Here is a 25,228-nt window from a genome sequence, read left to right on the forward strand (position 1 = left end):
ACTCTAAAATGAGCTCTGCAAACGTGCAGCCCCCCTCAAACTAGCAAGTAATGCCTATCTGTTGCTCACTCTGCCAATACAATTGCCACTGCGCTTCATTGGCACCACAACCACAGCCCCTTGAACACGCCGCCAGTTTTACCAATTTTATGCGATGTCGTTTAACCCAGGGTTGCAACATCGCCAACGTTGCATCTTCACTCAGTGAGAAATGTTTCGCCAACTGACTTAACATTAAGCCAGGATTTTGCTGAATGTACTCTTTAAGCTTGTGTAATATCAAAATGCTCAACCTTCTGACGTTTTAAAAATACCACCCAGAGTGCTAACATCATCACCATTGCTAACAATAATATGCTGGCAGATATCGGTGCTTGTTGCCATGTAGCCAACTGGTAGTAAATAGTCGAAATGCTATAAGCCAACAAGGTGGACCATACCGCTATCAAGCGAGCCCATTTTGACCCAAGCTCCTTCACTAAAGCGCCCATCGCCGCAGCACAGGGCATGTACAATAAAATAAACAACATGAAGGCGACGGCAGACTCCGCGGTAAAGTTCTTTTCTAACTGCGACATGGTGGTCAAGTTCACCCCATTCATTTCAGCGGCACCAGCTAAATCGTCCGCCTGATCGATAGCAATCCCCAGAGGGTCGCTATAGTTCAAACCATTAAAATTATCGATAATAGTTTGTCCGGCATCCTGAAAACGACCTAAGTAAGTCCACTCTTCTTCCGCTTCACCTTCTTGAGAATATAGGCTATTGAGACTACCAATAACGGCTTCCTTAGCGAATAAACCCGTCACAATACCAACGGTTGCTGGCCAGTTGTCTTTTTCAATCCCCATGGGGGTAAAAACAGGTGTCACAAACTGACTAGCACGACTTAATAACGAGTTTTCTTTGCCTTCAGCATCTAACTCACCGCCAGTACCAATATGGTTAAGCACACTTAATATCGCGACCACCAACACAATCGTTTTACCTGCACCAACAATAAAACCTCTGACTTTTTGCCAAGTCAATAACATCACACCAAAAGCGGTTGGCAACTGATAATCGGGTAGCTCAAGAACAGATTCTTGGGCGCTGCCTGGCAATAAGGTATGCTTGAGCAATAGACCCGTCGCAATTGCGGCAAGGATCCCTACCATATACAGTGCAAACACCATATTCTGACCTTGCTCTGGAAAGAAAGCTGCCACAAATAAGGCATAAACCGGTAAGCGAGCACCGCAAGACATGAAAGGACTCATTGCTGAAGTTAATACCCGTTCACGATGCTTCTCTAAAACACGAGTAGCCATGATTGCCGGAACAGTACAACCAAAACCCATCAACATCGGCACAAACGCCTTGCCTGGTAAGCCTATGGTTTGCATAGCGCGATCCACCACAAATGCAGCGCGAGCCAGATAACCGGAACTTTCCAATAAGGCTAAGAATAAGTACAAACAGGCAATCACCGGAATAAATGTAGCGACCGTTTGGATCCCCACACCAACACCATTTGCTAGCACCACGGTAAGCCACTGCGGAGCTCCCAGACTCGCAAGTAATTCACTCACCCCGTCAACAAAAATAGTCCCAGCGGTAATATCAAAGAAATCGATGAAGACTGCACCGCCGTTGATGGCAAACATAAACATGCAATACATCACCACTAAAAACGCAGGAATACCGATCCAGCGATTAAGCAACACCCGATCAATATACATCGAATAATCTCGTCTCAACTCCCCTTTCTTGGTAATTGATGACTGAGTTAACTCATAAATAAGGTTATAGCGGCTACCAGCCAAGGCCAAATCGATATCAACATCGGCTAAGCTTGCGATAGCCAGTTGTACTTGCTGTTGCTGCTCAGCGTCAAGCGGCTCAAGCTGCAAGGGATCTTGTTCTAACAGCCGAATTGCTTGACCACGGGAAAGGCCCAACTTACCTTGCCAATCACTCACAAATTGTTCAAGCTCTTCAGAATAAACCAACTGTAAAGCCTCAGTTTGCTGAGCTTCACGCATTAGAGCTGGTAGCTCTTGCTTAAATTTTGCGACTTGTTTGTTATTGGTTGCGGCTAAACAAACTAACGGAACCTGAAAACGCTCGCTAAACTGCTGCACTTTAATCTTTAAAAGTTTCGCTTTTGCGGTGTCCATTTTATTCAGCACTAATACCACTGGTAAACCCAGTTCTTTTAATTGAATACTCAAGTACAAACTACGTTCTACGGCACTTGCATCGACGACATTAATAACTAAATCAAGCGCTTCAGTTTGTAAATATTCACAAGCAATTTTTTCATCTAGCGAGCTATTATCGAGTTGCGGGTCGATGTTGTAGACCCCTGGTAAATCAACGACTTCAGCTTGCCAGCCGTCTTGTGATATAAAACCAGACTTTTTGTCGACGGTAATACCACTGAAATTCCCGACCCTTTGTTTGCTGCCGGTTAAAGCATTAAACAAAGTACTCTTACCACTATTTGGATTACCGACCGTTGCGATTAGATGCCCACTCATAATGATTGTACCTCTATCGATTTTGCTTGCTGAGCACTTAAAGCCAAATTAATCCCTGGTGCAGTCACCTGAATGGGGTCACCTAAGGGTGCTCGACGAACAACCGTTAATATGGTGTTAGGCATGATTCCCAAAGACATAAATTTTTTTCGGTTAATCCTGTTTAAGCTTTGCAAACTCAATATCAGAGCTTGCTGGCCAGTTACAATTTCATCCAATGACATAGTTGCTCCGAAAATAATTCTAAATAACAATGATTAGCATTTAATTGATTGTGCGCCACTATGTAACTCGCAACATTGATCCATGTCAAATGTTGTTTTATGTCACGATGAAATTTTTAGATTATTTTTTTGAAAGCTCTTAGCGAAATAGGCTACCATTTTGCTATTCATTCTAATGGTAGCTAAAAATGTCGTTTAAAGATCAATTATCACAACTGGTTTATTCTACAGATCAAGGCCGCATTGAGCCTGAGACTGAAGTCGAACAGATCCCTCCAAGCGATGGTTTTATAAAACTACGACGCGAAACGAAAGGCCGTAAAGGCAAAGGCGTGACTTGTCTAAGCGACTTTGGTCTCGAGCAATCGGCATTAAAAGCACTTTGTAAAGACATGAAGAAACATTGTGGGGTTGGTGGTAGCGTAAAGGACTACATCATTGAAATCCAAGGTGATCAACGTGACAAGTTAGAAGCTTGGTTAAAGCAACGAAACTATAAAACCAAGCGAATTGGCGGTTAAGGCCTTGTATACCAACGTCTATTTCGCTATATTCTCGGAACTTTTGGGGAGTAGCCGCTTATAGCTGTTTAGCAATAAGGCATTTATCAACATACTTAGTGCAAAATCACTATGGTAAATGCAGCCATTAATGGCCTGGCAAGACCAACTGCACAACAGCACATTCTAAGAGGTGGGCGCTACTGTTGTGCATTGGTTTATTTACCCACCTCTTAACGAGAATTAAATGGAAGCCCTGTTCACCTCCATCACCGCGGTCGCAATCGCTGAAATTGGTGATAAAACCCAACTTTTAGCCCTACTGTTAGCCTGCAAATTTCGTAAACCTTTGCCGATTATCGCCGGAATTATCATTGCAACGGTGTTTAATCATGCGCTCGCAGCTTGGTTGGGTTCAGCCCTCCAACAATGGTTACAGCCTGAAGTGTTACGCTGGCTTGTCGGGCTATCATTTATTGCGATGGCTTTATGGGTGCTGATCCCTGACAAAATCGAAGATCAAGAGAGTGTTTTGCTCAAGTATGGCCCTTTCCTCGCCTCACTCGTATTATTTTTCATCGCAGAAATTGGTGATAAGACTCAAGTAGCGACCGTGATTTTGGCCGCCAAATACGATTCATTAAGCTTAGTGATCCTAGGGACCACTATTGGTATGTGCATTGCCAATATTCCGGTGGTATTAATCGGTAAGCTTGGTGTAGAAAAATTACCATTGAAACTAATTCACCGCCTCACTTCGCTACTATTTTTGAGTTTGGGATTACTCACCATTTTCTATCAGTAGCAAGCATTCAAGCCAATCCATTTTATGTTACACTCTGCCGCAAATTGTTATAGAGAGTAATTAAATGAAAGCGATTCGTTGGCTATTAGGGCGGGTGATCTTGTTATTAAATGCGATTTTTTCACCAAAATCGGTAGAACGCGATGCTGCAACGCAGGCCCTTATCGACCAAAAACTAAAGGGTTTACAGCTATATCAACTGCCGGCTTGCCCTTTTTGTGTCAAAGTGAGAAGAGCCATGAAACGAAATGGTATTTATATCGATTTACGAGACATTAAAGCACAACCTGAATACTTGGAAGAGCTGGTCAGCCAAGGTGGCTCAAGAAAAGTGCCTTGTTTACGCATTGCACAAGGAGAACAAGTTAAATGGCTATATGAATCGAATGACATTATCGACTATTTAGAAAGAAAAATAGCTTAAGAAGCTAGGGAGCCTGTAAATTAAATTGTGTAATTGCTTATAATTAGGCCTGAACAGGCTAAGGATAAGCAACATGGATAAGAAAGTTCTCGAAGCATTTGCTCGTGAAGCCGCTAAGTCAATCAAGACCCCTTCAGATCTAGATGACTTTCGTAAAATGTTAACCAAGGTGACTGTTGAGACAGCGTTAAATGCTGAGCTTGATGACCACCTCGGTTATCAGAAACACGCTGAAAAGCCCGATAAGAATAGTCGTAATGGTTATTCATCCAAGACCTTGATCACCGACGATGGTGAGATTGAACTGGATGTACCTCGAGACCGAGATGCCTCGTTTGAACCGAAGCTTGTTCGTAAGCATCAAACTCGATTTCAATCGATGGATGACAAGATATTAAGCCTTTACGCCAAAGGCATGACAACTCGTGAAATCGTCGCTACGTTCAAAGAAATGTACGATGCTGATGTCTCTGCAAGCCTCATATCTAAAGTTACCGACTCAGTTCTAGAGCAGGTTGTTGAATGGCAATCACGGCCACTGGATGCAGTCTATCCCATCGTCTACCTTGATTGCATCGTGGTGAAAATCCGCCAAAACAAACAGCTCGTCAATAAGGCGATTTACTTGGCTCTGGGCGTAAATATCGAAGGTCAGAAAGAACTTTTAGGGATGTGGATATCTGAAACGGAAGGTGCGAAGTTCTGGCTCAGCGTTCTCACTGAACTCCAGACTCGAGGTATCAACGACATTCTTATCGCTTGTGTTGATGGCTTGAAGGGCTTTCCAGATGCTATTAATGCCGTATTCCCAAAAACCCAAATACAGCTCTGTATCGTCCACATGGTGCGCAATTCAATGAAGTATGTCCCTTGGAAAGACTACAAGGCTGTAACGGCAGATCTCAAAGGTATTTACCAGTCGAATACCGAGGAAGAAGCGCTTCTGGCCCTCGAACAATTTGGTGACCAGTGGGATGATAAATACCCACAGATAAGCCGCTCTTGGACAGCGCATTGGGATAATTTAAATACATTGTTCAGCTACCCTCAGGACATTCGTAAAGCCATTTACACGACGAATGCGATAGAGTCCTTGAACAGTGTGATACGCAAAGCGACAAAGAAGCGTAAGCTATTCCCCACGGATGAATCAGCGAGGAAAGTTGTCTATCTTGCAATTATGGATGCATCGAAACGCTGGTCGATGCCAATAAGAAACTGGCGACAGGCTCTCAATCGCTTTATGATTATGTTTGAAGACCGACTTACTGATTACTTGTAACCCAAAGCAGTTACACAGAATTATTTACAGGGTCAAGCTAGGCTCCGACCGCATTGCGGAGCCTAATTTTATCCCAAGCATACTAACGCTAATCAACTTCCATGATATTGCTCGGCATACCATCACGTAGCCGTTTCCAAACTTCGCTACTCGCAAGCCCGTAATTACGAACGACCTGCAAGGCCTTATCATGCTCCCCTGATTCAGCCAAGCCAATTAAGTCTTGATAAAATGTGTCCACTAAAGCTCGTGATTCTGGATCATCAAAGTAGTATTTTCCAACACTCTGATACATCCCTCTAAAACCGTTAAGGATCAGCGCATACAGAGGATTTCCGGAAGCAAAGGCCAAACCATGTAACACTTGATAATCAAATTCAGCATAAGCTTCGCCGCTTTGGGCTAAAGTCTGGTACTGCTCGATCAACTGTTTACTTTTTTGAGGATTATTCTTCAGCGCACCGCGGATAAAAATAACGCTAATATTGGTTCGAGCGGACAACAGTTGTTCAAAGAGCTCAGGAACCCCTTCATGATCTAAACGCGCTAATGTTTCGAGTATACTTAATCCGGCTGTCTCCCAAAAATTATTAACCTTAGTTGGTTTACCATGCTGAATCGTTAACCAACCATCTCGGGCCAAACGTTGTAATACTTCCCGCAAGGTGGTACGGGTAACGCCAATTAGCTCTGATAATTCTCTTTCAGCAGGCAAGATTGTGCCGGGCGCAAAACGGTTATTCCAGATAGATTCAATAATATATTGTTCAGCGAATCCCGCTGGACTTTTTGCTTTAATTACCATCAATTACTCAGTCTATTTTCATTTTATTATGCTGATAATAACAAACCATTAACCAAAGCAAAAGCAAGTGGTTTGAGCTCCAACCTCTTTGCCTAGAGTCAAGCTATTTTATTACTAAATTATTCAATAAATTCAAGGTTTAGTTGACTAATACCTACCAAAAATTGAGTAATTCACATACAATCCCTACGGGTTTCTTCACTAGAATCCCACCTGCCGTTTGATCAACAAAGAGAATTCAGGATGAACATTAGTCTTTCAGAAGCATTTGCTAAGAACTTTCTTGGTAATGCTCCTATATGGTACAAAAAAGCCATCGTTTTATTTCTTATTATCAATCCCATCGTCTTCTATATAAATCCCTTTATCGCTGGTTGGCTGTTAGTCACAGAATTCATTTTCACCTTAGCCATGGCCTTAAAATGCTACCCACTGCAACCGGGTGGTTTACTCGCAATCGAAGCGGTTGCCATTGGAATGACTTCAGCAGAAACAGTGAAGCATGAGCTAGTGGGGAATTTTGAAGTGGTTCTGCTACTTATATTTATGGTCGCAGGCATTTTCTTCATGAAGCAATTATTGCTATTCGTGTTTACCAAGCTACTCATAAAGATTAAAGATAAAGCCATTTTGTCGTTAGCCTTCTGTATTGCAGGTGCGTTTCTTTCCGCCTTTTTAGATGCGCTCACGGTGATAGCCGTAGTAATTAGCGTAGCGATTGGCTTTTACAGCATTTATCACAAAGTTGCCTCTGGAAAAGATTTTAACCAAAATCACGACCACACCAGCGATGATCTAAGTGGTGATGACTTAGAAGGGTTTCGCGCATTCTTACGTAGCTTAATGATGCATGCCGGTGTTGGGACCGCTCTTGGTGGCGTATGCACCATGGTTGGTGAACCACAAAACTTGATTATTGCCGATCAATCCAGCTGGCAATTCCTCGAGTTTTTCTTACGTATGGCCCCGGTTTCGATGCCTGTATTGGCCTTTGGCTTACTAACCTGCTTTTTATTAGAAAAAACCCACAAATTTGGTTACGGCCATACTTTGCCAGACAACGTACGACACATCCTTGAAGACTATGATCAATATGAAGACGAGCGACGCAATAACCGTGATCGAGCTAAATTAATCATTCAAGCTGTGATTGCCGTATGGTTAATCCTTGGTTTAGCGCTACATTTGGCCGCCGTTGGTTTAATCGGTTTGTCGGTAATTATTCTCGCCACTGCATTCAGCGGTATCATTGAAGAACATCAATTGGGTAAGGCCTTTGAAGAAGCCCTCCCCTTTACTGCATTACTCGCGGTATTCTTTTCGATTGTTGCTGTCATCATCGACTTAGATCTATTTAAACCCATCATTCATTGGGTGCTTTCCATTGAGAATGAGGGACAACTGGTTGCGTTCTACATTGCAAATGGCTTGTTGTCGATGGTCAGTGACAACGTATTTGTAGGCACCGTTTATATCAACGAAGTAAAATCTGCTTGGCTAGCGGGTGAAATAACTCGCGACCAATTTGATATGTTAGCGGTCGCCATTAATACCGGCACCAATCTCCCTTCTGTTGCGACCCCGAACGGTCAGGCTGCCTTTTTATTCTTACTCACCTCGTCGTTAGCGCCTTTACTGCGTTTGTCTTATGGGCGTATGGTATGGATGGCCCTGCCCTACACGATTGTTTTAGCTGGCATCGGTTTGTTATCGGTTGAGTTTGCACTTGTTCCCATGACTCAATATTTCTATGAACTAGGCTGGATTAGCCATCATGTTGCAAGCGCGGTATCGGCTGTTACTACTGGACATTAAACTGAAAAACGGCGATGCTTGCGTCGCCTTTTTGTAACTGGAGCTAATTGTTTATGTTCAGCTTTCTAAACCAAATGCCCTATCAACGCGGGCCTTGGTTATTGCTTTTTGTTGGCGGCTTATCACTAGAGTTTTGCGCCCTCTATTTTCAACACGTTATGAAGTTAGATCCCTGCGTAATGTGTGTTTATGAGCGAGTAGCAATGCTTGGTTTAACTCTAGCAGGCTTATTTACCTGTATCGCTCCCAATTATTTATTGTTCCGCCTGACCGGATTTGCACTTTGGATCGCCAGTGCCGCTTGGGGCTTACAATTGGCACTCACTCACACTGATTACCAAATGAATCCGAGTCCATTTGCCACCTGTGACTTTTTTGCCAATTTTCCTGATTGGTTTAAATTAGATCAGTGGTTCCCTTGGATGTTTAATCCAACCGGATACTGTGATGAGATCGCTTGGATGTTTTTAGGCTGGTCGATGCCCCAGTGGCTAATTGCTATCTTTGCTGGTTTCCTCGCCTTGGGTATTGTGTTTTTTGTCCTACAATGGCGGAAAAAATAACCATCAGAAAACCAACTAAACCCGCATAGACGGGCTCCAAACGATGTCACTATTAGTTCAATTCAAAAAAGCCGATAACTTAAGCAATCGGCTTTTTTCACAATAAAAACCAATCATTATTCACATTCGTCAATTGGCCAACGAACAATATAGTTTTGTGAAGGGCCGTTTAATTGGGTCTCACATACCACCTTGCCACGTACCGAAGCACCGCGTTTATGCATTTCAGAATGCTTACCTGCATGAAGAAGAGGATGCCAAGCAGGCAAACTCTTACCTTCGATCAAACGTTTGTAAGCGCAGCTAGGGGGCAACCAGTGAAACACCTCGATATCATCGAGAGTGATTTTCACACAATCAGGAACCTTGGCAAAACGATGCTGATAATCGCTACATTGGCAACTTTTACTATTTAATAAGACACAAGCAATATTAGTAAAATATAACTCATCGGTGTCTTCATCAATTAATTTAGATAAACAACATTTACCACAGCCATCACACAAAGACTCCCACTCTTGGGCAGACATCTGCGCCAACGTTTTTGTTTCCCAAAACCGAACATCACTCACTTAAAACAACCTCTGTTGTGGCAGAAATTCCCGCCACCTTTATCACTAAATTATCAGCCTGATTTAATGGCCCAACACCAGCAGGCGTGCCGGTTAACAAAACGTCACCTGGTTGTAAGGTAAAACAACTAGAGGCTTCGCAAAGTAAACTAGACATGTCACGGATCATTTGTCCGGTTGAACCTTGCTGCTTAACCTGACCATTCTGCTCAAAGCTCAAAGCCACGTCTGCTAACTCATTTAAACCATTTATTGGCTTAAAGTAGCTAAGTACACAACTGCCATCAAACGCTTTTGCCCGCTCCCACGGATGCCCTTGCTTTTTCAACTCGGCCTGCTGGTCACGCAAGGTTAGATCTAACGCTGCAGCATAACCCCAAACCGCGGCATCAAGCTGCTCTGGTTTAGCATTCTTTAATGGTTTACTAATTAACAATGCCAGCTCTAGCTCATAGTGCACAGCACCACTTAGGCCAGCAATGACTAAGTGCTCGGTTAAGTTGACAAAGGCACTATTTGGCTTAATAAAAAACAGCGCTTGTTTCACCGGCTGGCCACCCATTTCTCGCATGTGAGCCAAGTAGTTTTGCCCGACACAAACGGCTTTATTCGCCGCCAGGGGCAAAACTCGTCCTTGTTCATCTATATGTTGATACATATTAAAACACCGGAGGATAAGAAATACGATCGGCTAAAGTACCGACAGCCGCCACGAAATAGTGTGAGCGATTCCACTTCATCAGTACTTCATAATTAGCGTAAGCCAAATAAGCTCGGCCGTGGGCATCATCTGGCTGAACAATTGACGCTTGGATGTCTCGTATCGGTAGATCGGCGCCATCATAACGGCGTACCCCTAAAGCCTGCCATTCACTCAAACTCTTTTTGGTCGCGAGGCCACTATATTTAGAATCAAAGCCTTTCGGTAACTGTACCTGACGTCCCCAAGTTAAATCATGATGCCAACCACTTTGAGCTAAATAATTTGCTGCGGAAGCTAAGGCATCGGCAGTATTATTCCAAATATCCTTATGACCATCGCCATCGAAGTCTTGCGCATAGTGCACAAATGAACTCGGCATAAATTGCACCTGGCCCATTGCTCCTGCCCAAGAACCTTTCATCTTCGCAGCGCTGATGTGCCCTTGCTGCAAAATGTCCAAAGCATGCATCAATTCTTTTTTAAAGAAAGCTTCACGGCGACCTTCATAGGACATAGTGGCTAAAGCCGAAACCACATTATAGTTACCAGTAAACTTACCAAAATTAGACTCTACCCCCCACAAAGCCACTATAAAGCGCGGCTGAACCGCATACTTTTTTTCCAACTGTTTGAGCAAAGGGTAATGCTTTTTGTAGAGGGCTCTCGCTTGTTGTACCTTCCAACTCGGTATTGCTCTAGGCAAATAAGTGTCTAAGGTTAACTTAAACTCGGGTTGTTGCTTATCGGCCTTCACTGCACGCGGGTAAAACTTAACGCCATCAAACGCCGCCTCAATGGTTGCTTGAGAGATCCCCCTTTCAGCCGCATCTATTTTCAATTGTTCAACATAAGCGTCGAAGCCAGGGTCAGCCTGAGCAGAAAAGGCCACGGAGAATAACAAACTTGCTAAAAATTTTTTCACTCACTTTCCTTCTTGGATAACTTGGCCTTGGCTTGTGCAGCTAAGTGCTGCTTAAGATAATTCTCAGGAGGCGGGGGAAGTTGTAAATAGTAACCCGGTTCTTTAAAAGCCAGCTCTAGCGACTCAATACTCACGCAGGAAAAGTCCTTAGTGGGTCGTTTGGGAACCAACATGACTAACTCTTTAGCCCCCATTAAAGCCATCAATGAATCGGGAACTTTAGAAAAATCGTCCTTCTTCTCAATATAAAGATAAGTTTGCTGTTTTTTGAGACTTTTATAGACTGCACAGAACATGAAAATGTTAGTATCCTAGGGGTTGATCGGGTTATGCTAAAACCCTGACTATATCAGAATATTTAGTGTGGCGTCATCGCTACAATACAAATGTAAAAAGGAATCTGCTGTTCATGTCCGGACAGGAAATAGAATTTAAAGGGACAAACTTCACCCTTTCTGTTGTTTACCTCGGAAAAAATGATTTAGAGTCGTTAAATAATAAGCTGATGGAGAAGGTCGCACAGGCCCCTCAGTTTTTTAATTGTGCGCCTATCGTTGTCAATGTGAGTGAAGTCGAAACAAATTTTGACTTCTTACAGTTGAAAGAAGTTGTTGAAACTCAAGATTTTGTCTTAGTTGGCGTCACTGGCTGTAGTAATAACGAGCAAAAAATTGCAGCTCGAGCCGCAGGTTTAGCTGTGATGACTAGCGGTGGACAGCAAGTTGCGGCGAAACCAGAGCCGAAGCAGGAACCAGCTGCTGAAATCGTCACCCAAGCTCCAACGCCCCCTTGTAAAGTCGTCCGAGGTCAAATCCGCTCAGGGCAACAAATTTACGCACAAAACACAGATTTAGTTATTATTGGCTCAGTGGGTAATGGCGCAGAAGTAATTGCCGATGGCAACATTCATATTTATGGCGCTCTCCGTGGAAGAGCCATCGCTGGCGCCAGTGGTCGAAAAGATAGCAAAATATTCTGTCAAAATTTACAAGCTGAACTAATTTCTATTGCAGGCACTTATATGCTGCATGAACAAATTGGAGAGCACGCGAACTTGCCCCAGTGCATTCAAATAGAAAATCAGCAAATCGTATTTAATAATTTGGCTTAGCTGAATTAAGCAATTTATAAAGGAAAGATAATGGCTAAAATTATCGTCGTGACCTCCGGGAAGGGTGGCGTTGGGAAAACAACTTCCAGCGCCGCAATTGGAACAGGTCTCGCCATCAAAGGTTTTAAAACTGTAATCATCGATTTCGACATCGGTTTACGTAATCTTGATCTTATTATGGGATGTGAACGACGAGTCGTATACGACTTCGTGAACGTGATCAAAGGCGAAGCGAACCTCAGTCAATCATTGATTAAAGATAAACGCACCGAAAATCTATTTATTTTACCAGCATCGCAGACTCGTGATAAAGACGCGCTCACTAAAGAAGGCGTTCAGAAGGTATTAGAAGATTTAGCCACCCAAGATTTTGATTACATAGTCTGTGATTCCCCTGCAGGGATCGAAACTGGGGCGATTATGGCTCTGTACTTTGCTGATGAAGCGATTGTCACCACCAATCCAGAAGTCTCATCGGTTCGCGATTCCGATCGGATCCTTGGCATGCTTGCTAGTAAATCACAACGTGCAGAACAAGGTAAAGAGCCAGTGAAAGAACATTTGCTACTCACCCGCTACCATCCAGAACGCGTGAATCGAGGTGACATGCTTAGTGTTGAAGATGTGCAAGACATATTGGCGATCCCCTTATTGGGAGTCATACCCGAATCGCCTGCGGTTCTCAAGGCATCAAACTCTGGTGAGCCAGTGATCCTTGATACCCAAAGTGACGCAGGTCTTGCCTACTCAGATGCAGTGGCCAGGCTAATTGGCGAAACTGTCGACTTTCGTTTCCTAGAAGAACAGAAAAAAGGCTTATTTAGCCGTTTATTTGGAGGATAACAATGTCTCTTTTAGACTACTTTCGAACCTCAAAACAGTCTAAAACGGCGCAAACCGCCAAAGAACGACTGCAAATCATTGTCGCCCATGAACGTGGCCAACGCAGTGGCCCCGATTACTTGCCAGCGATGAAACAAGATATCATCGAAGTGATAAAAAAATACGTAGCCATCGAGTCCGATCAGGTCCAAGTCAGTCTTGATAATAAGAGCGATGACATCAGCGTATTAGAGCTTAACATCACGCTTCCTGAGCAACGTGATTAGCAAATAGCGGTTGGCGCCATCCCGTCAGCAACAAAGGTAACTTTGTTGCTGACGGTTGCATCTTCCATAACCAAGCTAAATACTGATTTAATACTTTTTTGCTAGCCAATACATCCTCAGGCAAACCTGACTCCTCTGCCACTTTGGTCACAACCAATTTCAATGCTTGGATCTTTTGCTTGTAATCTGGATAGTCAACAATACGCTTGATCGCTTGAGGATAATCACTGGCCGTAAGCTGCTTTGCTTGATGTACTAACTTCAATAAACGATGTCCATGGATCCGCAACTCTTGTGCAGGTAAATTAAGCTGTTGTAATTGTTCCATATTGCTTGGCTGATAACGGGCTAAAGCCCATAAATTATCGCCATGTACCACGTTATTAATGGCTAAATCGCGACTCATCGCTTGTTTCATTCTCCAATCACTCAAAACTTTAAGTACTGCAAGTTGTTGAGGATTCAACTTCCAAGCATTCTTGATCTCTTTATAAGCATCTTCCGACTTATTCGCTTGTTGTTTTTGGGCGGCTAAGCGAGCACTTTCCTCTAAAGCCGCGTCATAACGGTCCAGTTGTTCCAGCTGTTGCTTAATTTTAAAGTACGCGGGCAATAAATAGATAACGTCTAAAGCCGCATAATCTAATTGAGAGGCTCGCAGCGGCCGCGCAAGCCAATCGGTGCGCGACTCCCCTTTATCCAATTGAATACCTAACTCGGTATCAATAAACCGCTGATAGCCTAAGCTGATCCCATGACCGAGAAACGCCGCCCCCACCTGAGTATCAAATACCGACAGTCCAAACTGGCCACTAAGCCGCTGAATGATCTCTAAATCTTCACTAAAGGCATGCAACACCCAGTGATGCTTGGCTAGCGCCTGCCATAAGAGCTGCATATCTAAACTAAGCGGGTCGATGAGATAACAAGTCACACCATCATAAATCTGTAGTAAACCCAAATGTGCGTAGTAGGTCCTAGTTCGAACAAATTCAGTATCGAGGGCCAGTGTCAGAGGGGGCTGTTGATTTAAATAAGCTAACAGAGGCGCAAGTTGCGCCTCTGTATCGATCATTTCAAAGTTTGCGTCTGCCAAAATTGCGGCGTCCTAAGGGAAAACATCTAATTAGCCTTCATTTTACGGTTTATGCCTCGGCACGCAAGGCTCGACGTAAGATCTTACCGACATTTGTTTTCGGTAATTCATCACGAAACTCTATTAACTTAGGAACTTTGTAGCCCGTTAACAACTCTCGACAATGAGACAACACTTGTTTTTCGGTTAGTGAATCATCTTTTTTAACAATGAAAACCTTCACGACTTCGCCACACACCTCGTTTGGTACGCCCACCGCCGCCACTTCGAGTACTTTATGATTGCCAGCAATCACTGCTTCAATTTCGTTCGGGAAAACATTAAATCCTGAAACTAGAATCATATCTTTTTTCCGATCCACAATATGTAAAAAACCCTGGTGATCGATGGTCGCAATATCGCCGGTGGCAAACCAGCCTCCGGGCATGGCCTCTGCGGTCGCTTCTGGGCGCTGCCAATAGCCTCCCATTACCTGCGGGCCTTTCACTAAAATCTCCCCAGACTCTCCTTCGGCAACTTCTTCTCCCGCATCATTTACCAACTTAATATCGGTAGATGGCGCAGGTAAACCAATACTGCCGTTATAGGCCTCTAAATCGTAAGGACAAACCGTCACCAACGGCGCACACTCTGTTAATCCATAACCTTCAATAAGACGAGAACCTGTGACATTTTGCCAACGTTCAGCCACTGCACGCTGTACCGACATCCCACCACCTAAAGATAATCTGAGCCGAGAAAAATCCAACTGAGCAAAGTTGGGATCATTCAATAAAGCATTGAATAAAGTATTCACTCCTGTAATTGCGGTGAACGGTACTTTTGTCAGTTCCTTCACAAAGGTAGGGATATCTCGTGGATTAGTAATCAATAGGTTTTGACAGCCCAGCGCGAAAAAAACCATACAGTTAGCGGTTAACGCAAAGATATGGTATAGCGGCAAAGCGGTTACCACCACTTCCTTCCCTTCTCGCAAACACGGACCAACAATAGCCAAAGCCTGCAGCAAGTTTGAGACCATATTACGATGCGAAAGCATTGCCCCTTTGGCGACTCCTGTGGTCCCCCCTGTATATTGCAAGAAGGCTAAATCATCAGTAGAAAGCTCCGGTCGGACATACTGCAGATGCTCACCTTTCGCTAATACATAACGCAAAGATTGCGCATGCGGCAAATGATACTTGGGTACCATTTTTTTAACGTACTTAATCACAAAATTAACTAACGTTCGTTTCGTTGCCGAAAGCTGGTCACCTAAACGACTCAGAATAACGTGTTCAACGCCAGTTTCATCGACAATTTCTTCGAGGATGTGGGCAAAATTAGACACAATCACAATCGCTTTTGCACCACTATCATTGAGCTGATGTTTCAGCTCACGCGGCGTATACAGGGGGTTGACATTCACCACCACCAAACCAGCACGTAACGCTCCGAATAAACAAATGGGATACTGCAACAAATTCGGCATCATCAGGGCCACCCGATCACCCTGTTTAAGTTGTAACTCATGTTGCAAATAGGCGGCGAAAGCACGAGATTGCTGCTCTAGCTTGCGATAGGTAAGCACCTGCCCCATATTAATAAACGCAACTCTATCGGCATGCTTAGTGACCCCCTCTTCAAATGCATCGAGCAGCGTTTGATAACGCGAAGAGTCTATTTCTGCAGGCACATCCTTGGGGTATCGATTTAACCAAACCTTATCCACGCAGCTCTCCTAAACATTTATATTCCATTAATTATAATTTGCCAATTTGGCTTATTGTGAATTTAATAATGCACTGACTCAACGAGCCGATTAGACTCGACGCGCCAAATTTCAAACGATTGTTTCACGGCAACCTTGGAATAACAATATTTTAACAATATGGAGATAAATTTAGATCGAAAACAGTGAAGCAGTTCAAACAATCGTTTGAATATAGTTGTTCATCAATGCTGCGCAAGCCGCAGAGTTTTGCATATGTAAATGATGGCCGCCGACCAATTCAACTATAGATAATTGGCTAAACCAAGTTTGTCGCTGACGGATAAATTCGGCGCTCAGCAAAGGATGTTCTTGTGCCGCAATCAACAAACAGGGTCGTTGAATTGACTGACAAATTTGTTTTGCTTGCGACTCACTAAAGCGCAGGGGAGAGCTCAATTTCAGCTTGGGATCATGTCGCCAATACCATAAACCCTGGCTCTGCTTGGTGGCTCGGGTAACTAACAGCCGACTATTTTCCTGACTCAAACCATTGCTTCTTGACCGCAATCTAATCGCCTGATTTAAGTCAGTAAACCCCCTGACCGACATCGGTCGATGGCGTTCACGAATAGCGTCAGTCAGATGAGTCGTCGTATTTGAGATCGGCAAACTCAAAGGCCCCAAGCCGTCTATCGCAATCAGTGCCAGTAAACCTTCCCCAAAAGCGGCAGCATAAGTACTCGCCACCAAAGCACCTAAAGAATGGCCCACCAAGATGATAGGCTTGTTTAAATTCAATTCGCTTAAAGCGCTAAATAGATCATCCACATAGTCAACAAAATGATAGTGACCTTGGCGATGTGGTGAGTGACCATGGCCGGGGAAATCAAGAGCAATACAATGATAATCAGGGAGCGACTGGAGCAGAGGAATAAAACTGGCGGCATTGTCCATCCAGCCATGAAGCATCACCAAGCAAAATGGGCTATCTGCGGTTTGCTCAAGGTAACAAAGCTGGCTTATTGGTAACTGGGATTCAATCAACATGCTGACGGGTATGTACTAGGCTAAGCGAACAAATCGATGCCAAACATCTCATTCACTTGCTGACGTTTGAGTTGATTCGCGACATCCTGATAATGAGACACAGCGTGATCAGCACTGCCTTGAGCATGCTCATAACGTAGTTTTTCAACGCTTTGTTCATCCATTCCCGCCCAAGGTACCACGCCTTTAGTGGCTTTCGTTGCCACACTGAGTTCGGTGCCCGCGACTCGTTGCTGAGTTTTCGATTGCTGCGGTATGGGCTGGCCAAGGCCCTGTATTTTCACGCTCATCGTCCTTTTGTTTAAACTCTACCGGGAAGCTTCTGCCAAGTGACTTTATCGCGAAGATAAACCGGTTCGGCTTTCTCTGCACTCACAAGGCAGCGATTGGCAAATGCCCACTGCGCATATACAAGCATATCTCGTGCCGAAGGGTAAAGTACTGAATCGAGTCGCTCTGCGCCAGAAAATTGACCCGATAATAAAGTTTGATAAGTTTGCCAGCCAGTTCCGACAGCGGCTCCCGGTGTATCGCTCGACGTCATTAACTCAGGCTTAATCACCTGCTCTTCTCCTGCTAACACCATTAAACCATCGCTGAGTTGGTATTGGCCCCAATAAATTTCCCCCATACGCGCATCAATAGCAGCATAACAAGTTTGAGACTGATGTTGCTGATAAGCGGCTTGCGCCATCGCCTGTAAAGTGGAGACCGCGATCATCGGCTTATCGGCACCAAAGGCTAAGCCCTGCGCCGTAGCGACACCAATGCGTACTCCCGTAAAACTGCCTGGACCACGACCAAAGGCAATAGCATCAAGCTGTTTCAGGCTCGCGCCAGCCGCTGCTAATATTTGCTCGACAAAAGGCAAAATCTTTTGGGTGTGATCTCGAGGGCTGTATTCTTGCTGACTATAAATTTGTCCCTGCCATTGCAAGGCGACGGAACAATTTTCAGTCGATGTATCTAAAGCGAGTATATTTGCTGTCATGTTTCCTCAGCGTTATTTTTTACAAATTCTAAAACTTTTGACAGTTCTCTGGTTCGGGGCATAGCCGGTAGGCTGCTAATAAACAAGGCACCATAATCACGGTTTACCAAGCGATTATCGCAGATAATCACCACGCCATGATCCGCTTGGGTACGTATCAATCGCCCCACGCCTTGTTTAAGGCTTATCACGGCTTGCGGCAAATATACCTGACGAAAAGGATCTCCGCCACGTAAACGACAATCCTCACTTTTCGCTTTCAATAAAGGATCATCGGGAGCTGCAAACGGTAGTTTATCGATAATGACACAAGACAGTGCCTTGCCTGGAACGTCAACCCCTTCCCAGAAAGTGCTAGTGGCAACCAACACCGCGTGGCCATCGGTGACAAATTGGCTAAGCAACTCTTGTTTACCAGCCTCGCCCTGCACCAATACCAATAATTCGGTACGCTGACGTAGCTCCGTCGCAACCTTTTGGATCATCCGATGACTGGTACACAAGAAGAAACATCGGCCTTGATTGGCTTCTATCACTGGCGCTAATTGATCTAACATGAGCTGTTCTGAATTATGTTGTTTGGTTTCGGGAAGATAACGAGGCACACATAATAAGGCTTGCTTCTGATAATCAAAGGGGCTATCCAATAACATACTCTCTGCATCGCTCAAGCCCATTTGAGTTTGAAAATGCTCAAAGTTACCATCAACTGCAAGCGTTGCAGAGGTAAAGATCCAGGCCGCTTCGCGTTGCTTAACTTCATTCATAAAACGTTCAGCAATATTGAGCGGGGTAATGTTTAAGGTAAAATGTAAGCGAGACGTTTCGTACCAATAGCTATAGCCCGTTTTATCGACGTCCATCACCTTCTCAAATAACAAACGCATTCTCGCTAAACGCTCAAAGCAACTATCCGCAAGCTCACAACGAGACAGCGCTAACTTTAACACTTGATAAACAAAATCCATGTCTTCATGCAAATGACGCATCATTTCAGCAAAGCGGCTTTGTTTAGCCAATGGACGCCACTCGCCTCTATCACGCAAGCCTTCGAAGGCTAGTCGGCACTCTCGAATGCGTTGTTCCAACTTCTTAGCCGCTTTGGACAACTGCGCCATGTCACGCAATTCGGTTTTATAGCTCAGCTCGATGTCTTTGCATAAATCTAAGATCTGCCGACTGGAAAAATGCTGACCAAAATAGCTGGCTGCAATATCAGGCAGCTGATGTGCTTCATCGAAGATAAAGGCATCGGCTTCAGGGATCAATTCACCAAATCCGGTTTCTTTTACCACCATATCGGCAAAAAACAAATGATGATTCACCACCACTAAATCTGCTTCTAGTGCTCGATTTCGTGCCTTCACTAAATAACAGTCTTTATAAGATGGGCAATCACGGCCAAGACAATTATCATTGCTGCTGGTAATCAGAGGAAATACATCGGAGCGCTCAGCAACCGGACCTAAATCACCAATATCTCCAGATTCACTGCCCTGCGCCCAGCGCTTAATTTTCACTAACTCGGCCAAGGTTTGGCGATCTTGACCGCTACTGTAGTGCGAAAAGCTATTTAGCCGTTCAATGCACAAGTAATTGGAACGTCCTTTTAATAAAGCCACTGATTTAGCGTAAGCCAAAGCCTTTTGCATTTTTGGTAAGTCTTTATTAAACAGCTGGTCTTGTAAGGCTTTGCTTCCGGTGCTGATGACTATTTTTTTGCCGCTGTCCATCGCCGGAACTAAATAAGCGTAGGTTTTACCAGTGCCGGTCCCCGCTTCAACCAACAGACTGGTGCGTTGCTTAATCGTTGCAGAAACAGATTCAGCCATTTGCTGCTGTTGGGGACGAGGTGAAAACCCTGGGATGGCTTGAGAGAGCAGTCCGTCGTTGGCAAAGTAGTGCTGTTTCAATCTAAATTCCGGTAGGCAATAGTCGCCGCAACTATACCAGCCCACAAACCCTAGACCAAACCTTGAGACAAAAATGTTAGTCAAGGAGACTGCTTCGGACTAATTTTACTGCCCAAATCCCTTAACGTTTACACCGCGATAACAGAGCATGGCCGCAAGCAATATCCAATAAAACCGTATACGCTAGGTCGCCGTATGTCGAATTGAGCTGAATAAAAATCACACTCGTAGCTAAGCCGTCTCTAAACAAACAGATCAATATCATGCTGTTCATCCTCGTCAGGTTTTTTCTTATGCTGACTTGGCACGGCTTGGGATTTAGGCCGAACTTGGATGTCGTTATGGGCCGATAACTTGCTTTTCTTTTCCACCTTCGTGGTACGCAATGGTGGCTTTTGGCCATCAGGCTTCGCCAGCGGCCTCGGCAAAATGGGTAAAATCGCATCTTGGCTCACGATCGTTCTCCTATAGACGCTCTCCACCTAATTATCGGCTATTTTTTGCACAACTTGAACTGTTTAACAAAAACTGTGGAAAAAAGGTTGCAATTTAGCGCTAGCTTGGTAACTTTATGGGCAGAATTTGCCACTAAGGCAAACTAACGTTGACAGGAACGTAACATGATTTTTAACCAAATGAAGCATCACCACCACCATCATCCAGAGTAAGCTTCAGGCGGTTATCAGCTGGGAGCTTATGAATAGCTTCCGGTGGTAGAATATAAAATATTGTAAACCCCCGGAAGGTAATCCTCCCGGGGGTTTTTTAGTTTTATAATTAGGGACATAAACATGACAGAGCAAAAACGACTACGCATCGCCATCCAAAAATCCGGACGCTTAAGCGATGATTCTCAGGCACTATTAAGAAGCTGCGGGATGAAGATCAACCTTCGTCAACAACGCCTGATTGCCCACTCTGAAAACATGCCCGTCGACTTGTTACGGGTTCGTGATGACGATATTCCGGGCTTAGTCATGGATGGCGTGGTCGATTTTGGCATCGTGGGGGAAAACGTACTTGAAGAAGAAACCATGCTACGTAGTGCTAAAGATGAGCCTACCGACTGCGAAGTATTAAAACGTTTAGACTTTGGCGATTGCCGTTTCTCCATCGCAGTGGCTGAAGAATTTGACTACACTGGCCCACAATGCCTGGCCAATAAACGCATCGCTACCAGCTACCCTGGGATCTTAAAACGCTACTTAGACCAACAAGGCGTCCCCTTCTCAACTTGTATGTTAGCCGGCTCTGTTGAAGTTGCCACTCGTGCAGGACTCGCCGATGCCATCTGTGACTTAGTCTCAACTGGTGCCACTCTTGAAGCCAATGGCTTAAAAGAAGTCGAAGTGATTTACCGCTCTCAAGCCGTACTAATTAAGTCTAAAAACAAACTCAGTGACGAACACCAAACACTATTAGACAAGCTATTACTGCGCATGCAAGGCACCATGGAAGCCAAAGAAAGCAAATACATCATGTTGCATGCACCGAAGACCCATCTCGAACAAATCGTTGACCTACTGCCAGGCAGCGAGCATCCCACCGTATTAGCCTTAGCCGGCGATGAAGAGAAGGTGGCACTCCATGTGGTCAGTACCGAGAATTTATTCTGGGAAACCATGGAGAAGTTAAAAGCCTTAGGAGCGAGCTCTATTTTAGTCATGCCAATCGAGAAAATGTTGAGATAAAAGCCATGCAAACGGTCATTTGGAATCGCTTAACTACCGAACAACAGCAACAAGTCTTATCGCGGCCAGCGGTCAATAGCTCGCAAGATACTGCCGCGATTGTCAGCGACGTGATCAATACTGTGCGTCGCCAAGGTGACCAAGCGTTAATTGCGCTTGCCACTAAGTTTGACAAGACCACGCTGTCGCAAGTTCGTGTGAGCCAGCAACAAATCGATGCTGCTGGAGATAATTTAAGTACAGAGTTTAAAAGCGCCGTCGCCCAAGCGAAGGCCAATATCGAAGTATTTCACCAAGCACAGAAGCCGCAAGGCTTTAGTCTGGAAACCCAAGCAGGGGTGCGCTGCGAAATGCACTACGCCGCCATTGCTCAAGTCGGTTTGTATGTTCCGGGCGGCACCGCGCCACTGCCCTCTACGGTATTAATGTTGGCCATTCCAGCCCAAATAGCTGGTTGTAAAAAGGTAGTGCTCTGCTCACCGCCGCCGATTGCACCAGAAATTCTATACACCGCCAAACTGTGTGGTGTTGACGAAATCTATTCAGCTGGCGGCGCACAAGCGATTGCCGCGATGGCCTATGGCACCGAGAGCGTGGCTAAGGTCGACAAAATTTTTGGCCCCGGCAATGCCTTTGTGACTCAGGCCAAGCAACAAGTAAATACCGACCACGCCGGCGCCGCCATCGACATGCCCGCTGGCCCCTCGGAAGTATTGGTGATTGCTGACGAACAAGCGAACCCCGCTTTTGTTGCCGCCGACTTACTGTCACAAGCAGAGCACGGGCCCGATTCGCAAGTTATTTTGGTGACCACCGCTGAGGCGCAAGCGGCGGCAGTGAATCAAGAGTTAACACGTCAACTTAGCTTGCTCAGTCGAACTAATATTGCCGATCAAGCCTTATCGCACAGCACTGCGATTGTGGTCGACGATTTACAACAAGCGGTTCAAGTGAATAATCTTTATGGCCCCGAGCACCTGATTGTACAGACCGAGCAAGCTCGCCAGCTATTACCCCAGTTAGAAAATGCCGGCAGCATCTTCTTGGGTGAGTGGACGCCAGAATCGGTGGGTGACTATGCCAGTGGCACCAATCACACCTTGCCAACCTACGGTTATACCCGGACTTATTCAAGCTTAGGTACCTTAGATTTTATGAAGCGCTTCACTGTTCAAGAATTAACTCAACAAGGCTTAAAAGACTTAAGCGCCGCTGTCGTACCGATTGCCGACGCTGAGGGGCTCGATGCCCACCGCCGCGCCGTCACTATCCGTTTAGGTGAGGAGCAATAATATGTCAGTCTCATTATTAGCCCGCAAGAAAATTCAGGCGCTGGTTCCCTATCAAAGTGCACGTCGCATTGGTGGCAGCGGTGAAGTCTGGCTCAACGCCAACGAAAGCCCAGAGGTAAGTGATTTTAACTACGACGGTGACCAGCTCAATCGTTACCCAGAGTTTCAACCAGCAGCGCTGATTAACGGCTATGCCGCTTATGCCGGGGTTTCGCCATCACAAGTGTTGGCCAGTCGCGGTGCCGATGAAGCCATTGAAGTGCTGATCCGGGCCTTTTGTGAGCCAAACCAAGACAGCGTAGTCATTTGTAGCCCAACCTATGGCATGTATTCAGTGAGTGCCGAAACCATCGGGGTTGAGGTAAAAACCGTCGAATTAGATAGTGATTTTAACCCTGACTATAGCGCTTTGGCAGCAATAGACAGCAAAATCATCTTTCTATGTGCCCCCAATAATCCGACCGGTTCTATGTTAGACCACGCCAAACTCAGTAAGGTGTTAGAGGCACAACGCGATAAAGCACTGGTGGTGGTTGATGAAGCCTACATTGAGTTTTGCGCAGAACAAAGTGTGCAGGGTTTACTGACCGACTTCGACAACTTAGTGATTACCCGTACCTTGTCAAAAGCCTTTGCCTTGGCTGGCCTGCGTTGTGGATTTACCCTCGCCAATGCGGAAGTGATTGAAGTGATGAGTAAGGTGATTGCACCCTATCCTATTGCCCGCCCAGTGGCCGAAATTGCAGCCAAAGCCCTGACTACCGATGGGCTAAAAATCATGCGCGAGCGAGTAGCATCCTTGAACACGATCCGCAGTCAAGCCGTGGATGAATTAAGCAGACTGAAGATTGTAAAACAAATTTTCCCTGCCACTGGCAACTACATTTTGATCCGTTTTGACGACTCTGCCCGCATCTTTAAAGCACTGGGCGAGCAAGGCATTGTACTGCGAGACTTTGCCAACAAACCGCGTTTAGACAATTGTATTCGAATGAGTATTGGTAACCAGCAAGAAGTGTCAATTACACTGAAAGCGATTCAAGGATTGGAGCGAAGCTAAGTGAGCCAGGTAAAACAAAAAATCTTATTCATCGACCGCGATGGCACCATGATCGACGAACCCATCACCGACAAGCAGGTTGATAGTGTAGAGAAAGTAAAACTGGAGCCTCAAGTGATCCCGGTATTACTCAAGTTACAAGCCAACGGCTATCGCTTGGTCATGGTGACCAATCAGGATGGCCTAGGCACCGACAGCTTTCCAGAAGCTGATTTTCACCTCGCGCAAAACTACATGATGGACATTTTCGAGTCGCAGGGGATCCAATTTGATGCAGTACTGGTTTGTCCGCACTTTGACGCCGATAACTGTAGCTGTCGCAAACCCAAACTCGGCTTGGTCAAAGACTACCTGAAAAGCGGCGTGATTGATTTTGCCAACTCCTACGTGATTGGCGACCGCCATACCGATATGCAGCTGGCCGAAAATATGGGACTGGAAGGTCTGCAATATCAACGGGACGGCTTAAACTGGCCCACCATTGAAAAGCGGCTCACCCAACGGGGCCGTAAAGCCAGCGTTGAGCGCAATACCAAAGAAACCCAAATTAGCATTGCCGTCGACTTAGACAATGCCGGTGGCAGCCAAATTGATACCGGCCTTGGTTTCTTCGACCACATGCTCGATCAAATCGCCACCCACGCCGGCTTCCAGCTCAATTGTAAGGTCATCGGCGATTATCACATCGATGATCATCACAGCGTAGAAGACACCGCAATCGCACTGGGCCAGGCTTTAAAAGTCGCCTTAGGCGACAAGCGGGGGATTGGCCGTTTTGGTTTTGTGTTGCCCATGGATGAGTGTTTAGCCCAATGCGCCTTAGATTTAAGTGGACGAGCGCATTTGGAATTTAAAGCCGATTTTCCACGTGCCGCGATTGGTGACTTTGCTACCGAGATGGTGCCGCATTTTTTCCGCTCACTGAGTGATGCGATGGCCTGTACTCTGCATCTGGAAACCACTGGGAAAAATACCCATCACATGGTTGAAGCGCTGTTTAAAGTCTTTGGGCGGGCGCTAGGCCAGGCGATTGTTAAATCTGGCGATGCATTGCCAAGTAGCAAAGGCACCTTATAGGTTAAGGAACA

Annotated in this window: 28 protein-coding genes, 1 riboswitch and 1 other annotated feature; of the genes, 13 read left to right on the forward strand and 15 right to left on the reverse strand. The window is 45.2% G+C overall.

The annotated features are described in order from the left end of the window. Nucleotides 1-40 precede the first annotated feature (40 nt). Genes ACRRS0_RS12685 through ACRRS0_RS12695 form a run of 3 tightly spaced genes read right to left on the reverse strand, consistent with a single transcriptional unit; the run spans nucleotide 41 to nucleotide 2,746 of the window. On the reverse strand, nucleotides 41-283 hold the full coding sequence (locus ACRRS0_RS12685; protein ID WP_432452827.1) for a FeoC-like transcriptional regulator: 243 nt from the start codon (nucleotides 281-283) through the stop codon (nucleotides 41-43). Continuing rightward, complete coding sequence (gene feoB, locus ACRRS0_RS12690; protein ID WP_432452826.1) at nucleotides 264-2,522, reverse strand: Fe(2+) transporter permease subunit FeoB; 2,259 nt, start codon at nucleotides 2,520-2,522, stop codon at nucleotides 264-266. Before feoB ends, ACRRS0_RS12685 begins: the two co-directional genes overlap by 20 nt. Then, a complete protein-coding gene (locus tag ACRRS0_RS12695) occupies nucleotides 2,519-2,746 on the reverse strand; it encodes a FeoA family protein (RefSeq protein ID WP_432452825.1) in 228 nt (75 codons plus the stop codon). The genes feoB and ACRRS0_RS12695 overlap by 4 nt, the downstream gene beginning before the upstream one ends. A 188-nt stretch (nucleotides 2,747-2,934) precedes the next feature. Here ACRRS0_RS12695 and ACRRS0_RS12700 point away from each other — a divergent pair, with 188 nt between their 5' ends. The 4 genes from ACRRS0_RS12700 (at nucleotide 2,935) to ACRRS0_RS12715 (ending at nucleotide 5,757) form a co-directional block, all read left to right on the forward strand. Further along, nucleotides 2,935-3,267: a translation initiation factor gene (locus ACRRS0_RS12700; protein ID WP_432452824.1), complete on the forward strand. Its 333-nt coding sequence runs from the start codon at nucleotides 2,935-2,937 to the stop codon at nucleotides 3,265-3,267. A 43-nt stretch (nucleotides 3,268-3,310) separates the two neighbouring features. After that, a riboswitch (yybP-ykoY riboswitch) is annotated at nucleotides 3,311-3,479 on the forward strand. A 14-nt stretch (nucleotides 3,480-3,493) separates the two neighbouring features. After that, the gene (locus tag ACRRS0_RS12705) at nucleotides 3,494-4,051 is read left to right on the forward strand and encodes a TMEM165/GDT1 family protein (RefSeq protein ID WP_432452823.1); all 558 of its coding nucleotides are present in this window, start codon (nucleotides 3,494-3,496) and stop codon (nucleotides 4,049-4,051) included. A 64-nt stretch (nucleotides 4,052-4,115) separates the two neighbouring features. Further along, nucleotides 4,116-4,475 carry a glutaredoxin family protein gene (locus ACRRS0_RS12710; RefSeq protein ID WP_432452822.1) on the forward strand — a complete coding sequence of 120 codons (360 nt, stop codon included), beginning with the start codon at nucleotides 4,116-4,118 and terminating at the stop codon, nucleotides 4,473-4,475. Nucleotides 4,476-4,548: 73 nt separating this feature from the next. After that, entirely contained in the window at nucleotides 4,549-5,757 is a 1,209-nt protein-coding gene (locus tag ACRRS0_RS12715; protein ID WP_432452821.1) for an IS256 family transposase, read from the forward strand. 88 nt (nucleotides 5,758-5,845) lie between these two features. On the opposite strand, the gene fadR is transcribed toward ACRRS0_RS12715, so the two are convergent. Next, complete coding sequence (gene fadR / locus ACRRS0_RS12720; protein WP_432452820.1) at nucleotides 5,846-6,562, reverse strand: fatty acid metabolism transcriptional regulator FadR; 717 nt, start codon at nucleotides 6,560-6,562, stop codon at nucleotides 5,846-5,848. A gap of 243 nt (nucleotides 6,563-6,805) precedes the next feature. Here fadR and nhaB point away from each other — a divergent pair, with 243 nt between their 5' ends. Both nhaB and dsbB read left to right on the forward strand, forming a co-directional pair. Further along, nucleotides 6,806-8,377, forward strand: coding sequence for a sodium/proton antiporter NhaB (nhaB, locus tag ACRRS0_RS12725; protein WP_432452819.1), 1,572 nt, complete (start codon nucleotides 6,806-6,808; stop codon nucleotides 8,375-8,377). 53 nt (nucleotides 8,378-8,430) lie between these two features. Next, complete coding sequence (gene dsbB, locus ACRRS0_RS12730) at nucleotides 8,431-8,940, forward strand: disulfide bond formation protein DsbB (protein WP_432452818.1); 510 nt, start codon at nucleotides 8,431-8,433, stop codon at nucleotides 8,938-8,940. 116 nt (nucleotides 8,941-9,056) lie between these two features. Here the strand turns inward: dsbB and ACRRS0_RS12735 are convergent, their stop codons facing one another. The 4 genes from ACRRS0_RS12735 to ACRRS0_RS12750 are packed head-to-tail and all read right to left on the reverse strand — an operon-like array spanning nucleotide 9,057 to nucleotide 11,433. Beyond that, nucleotides 9,057-9,470, reverse strand: a complete 414-nt coding sequence (locus ACRRS0_RS12735) for a YcgN family cysteine cluster protein (protein ID WP_432469379.1) — start codon at nucleotides 9,468-9,470, stop codon at nucleotides 9,057-9,059. Between the two features lie 34 nt (nucleotides 9,471-9,504). Beyond that, on the reverse strand, nucleotides 9,505-10,170 hold the full coding sequence (locus ACRRS0_RS12740) for a fumarylacetoacetate hydrolase family protein (protein WP_432452816.1): 666 nt from the start codon (nucleotides 10,168-10,170) through the stop codon (nucleotides 9,505-9,507). A 1-nt stretch (nucleotide 10,171) separates the two neighbouring features. Continuing rightward, a complete protein-coding gene (locus tag ACRRS0_RS12745) occupies nucleotides 10,172-11,137 on the reverse strand; it encodes a lytic murein transglycosylase (protein ID WP_432452815.1) in 966 nt (321 codons plus the stop codon). Then, nucleotides 11,134-11,433 carry a YcgL domain-containing protein gene (locus ACRRS0_RS12750; protein WP_432452814.1) on the reverse strand — a complete coding sequence of 100 codons (300 nt, stop codon included), beginning with the start codon at nucleotides 11,431-11,433 and terminating at the stop codon, nucleotides 11,134-11,136. The genes ACRRS0_RS12745 and ACRRS0_RS12750 overlap by 4 nt, the downstream gene beginning before the upstream one ends. A gap of 113 nt (nucleotides 11,434-11,546) precedes the next feature. Between ACRRS0_RS12750 and minC the strand changes: the two genes are divergently transcribed. From minC to minE, 3 genes are read left to right on the forward strand one after another with little or no spacing between them, the layout of a single operon-like run. Further along, nucleotides 11,547-12,248 (forward strand): septum site-determining protein MinC, encoded by a 702-nt coding sequence (gene minC, locus ACRRS0_RS12755; protein ID WP_432452812.1) that lies wholly within the window; start codon nucleotides 11,547-11,549, stop codon nucleotides 12,246-12,248. A gap of 30 nt (nucleotides 12,249-12,278) precedes the next feature. Next, on the forward strand, nucleotides 12,279-13,091 hold the full coding sequence (gene minD, locus ACRRS0_RS12760; RefSeq protein ID WP_432452810.1) for a septum site-determining protein MinD: 813 nt from the start codon (nucleotides 12,279-12,281) through the stop codon (nucleotides 13,089-13,091). Between the two features lie 2 nt (nucleotides 13,092-13,093). After that, nucleotides 13,094-13,357, forward strand: coding sequence for a cell division topological specificity factor MinE (gene minE, locus ACRRS0_RS12765; RefSeq protein WP_432452809.1), 264 nt, complete (start codon nucleotides 13,094-13,096; stop codon nucleotides 13,355-13,357). Here the strand turns inward: minE and rnd are convergent. The 7 genes from rnd to ACRRS0_RS12800 form a co-directional block, all read right to left on the reverse strand. Continuing rightward, nucleotides 13,332-14,453: a ribonuclease D gene (gene rnd / locus ACRRS0_RS12770; RefSeq protein WP_432452808.1), complete on the reverse strand. Its 1,122-nt coding sequence runs from the start codon at nucleotides 14,451-14,453 to the stop codon at nucleotides 13,332-13,334. The two genes, minE and rnd, sit on opposite strands and share 26 nt — an antisense overlap. A 49-nt stretch (nucleotides 14,454-14,502) precedes the next feature. Continuing rightward, nucleotides 14,503-16,164, reverse strand: a complete 1,662-nt coding sequence (gene fadD / locus ACRRS0_RS12775; RefSeq protein WP_432452807.1) for a long-chain-fatty-acid--CoA ligase FadD — start codon at nucleotides 16,162-16,164, stop codon at nucleotides 14,503-14,505. A gap of 195 nt (nucleotides 16,165-16,359) precedes the next feature. Continuing rightward, nucleotides 16,360-17,193 carry an alpha/beta fold hydrolase gene (locus ACRRS0_RS12780; RefSeq protein WP_432452806.1) on the reverse strand — a complete coding sequence of 278 codons (834 nt, stop codon included), beginning with the start codon at nucleotides 17,191-17,193 and terminating at the stop codon, nucleotides 16,360-16,362. A gap of 20 nt (nucleotides 17,194-17,213) precedes the next feature. Continuing rightward, nucleotides 17,214-17,477, reverse strand: a complete 264-nt coding sequence (locus ACRRS0_RS12785) for a hypothetical protein (protein ID WP_432452805.1) — start codon at nucleotides 17,475-17,477, stop codon at nucleotides 17,214-17,216. Between the two features lie 17 nt (nucleotides 17,478-17,494). Beyond that, nucleotides 17,495-18,184 (reverse strand): tRNA (adenosine(37)-N6)-threonylcarbamoyltransferase complex dimerization subunit type 1 TsaB, encoded by a 690-nt coding sequence (gene tsaB / locus ACRRS0_RS12790; RefSeq protein WP_432452804.1) that lies wholly within the window; start codon nucleotides 18,182-18,184, stop codon nucleotides 17,495-17,497. Further along, nucleotides 18,181-20,181: an ATP-dependent DNA helicase gene (locus ACRRS0_RS12795; RefSeq protein WP_432452803.1), complete on the reverse strand. Its 2,001-nt coding sequence runs from the start codon at nucleotides 20,179-20,181 to the stop codon at nucleotides 18,181-18,183. Before ACRRS0_RS12795 ends, tsaB begins: the two co-directional genes overlap by 4 nt. A gap of 158 nt (nucleotides 20,182-20,339) precedes the next feature. Next, nucleotides 20,340-20,552, reverse strand: coding sequence for a hypothetical protein (locus ACRRS0_RS12800; RefSeq protein ID WP_432452802.1), 213 nt, complete (start codon nucleotides 20,550-20,552; stop codon nucleotides 20,340-20,342). A gap of 188 nt (nucleotides 20,553-20,740) precedes the next feature. Then, nucleotides 20,741-20,867, forward strand: a sequence feature (His leader region). Nucleotides 20,868-20,888: 21 nt separating this feature from the next. Between ACRRS0_RS12800 and hisG the strand changes: the two genes are divergently transcribed. From hisG to hisB, 4 genes are read left to right on the forward strand one after another with little or no spacing between them, the layout of a single operon-like run. Beyond that, nucleotides 20,889-21,788: an ATP phosphoribosyltransferase gene (gene hisG, locus ACRRS0_RS12805; RefSeq protein WP_432452801.1), complete on the forward strand. Its 900-nt coding sequence runs from the start codon at nucleotides 20,889-20,891 to the stop codon at nucleotides 21,786-21,788. A gap of 5 nt (nucleotides 21,789-21,793) precedes the next feature. Then, complete coding sequence (hisD, locus tag ACRRS0_RS12810) at nucleotides 21,794-23,080, forward strand: histidinol dehydrogenase (protein ID WP_432452800.1); 1,287 nt, start codon at nucleotides 21,794-21,796, stop codon at nucleotides 23,078-23,080. 1 nt (nucleotide 23,081) lies between these two features. Beyond that, the gene (gene hisC / locus ACRRS0_RS12815; protein WP_432452799.1) at nucleotides 23,082-24,140 is read left to right on the forward strand and encodes a histidinol-phosphate transaminase; all 1,059 of its coding nucleotides are present in this window, start codon (nucleotides 23,082-23,084) and stop codon (nucleotides 24,138-24,140) included. After that, nucleotides 24,141-25,217 (forward strand): bifunctional histidinol-phosphatase/imidazoleglycerol-phosphate dehydratase HisB, encoded by a 1,077-nt coding sequence (hisB, locus tag ACRRS0_RS12820; protein WP_432469669.1) that lies wholly within the window; start codon nucleotides 24,141-24,143, stop codon nucleotides 25,215-25,217. It abuts the gene before it with no gap. Nucleotides 25,218-25,228: the final 11 nt, after the last annotated feature.

This window comes from Agarivorans sp. QJM3NY_29 (assembly GCF_050870835.2).
GTDB lineage: Bacteria > Pseudomonadota > Gammaproteobacteria > Enterobacterales > Celerinatantimonadaceae > Agarivorans.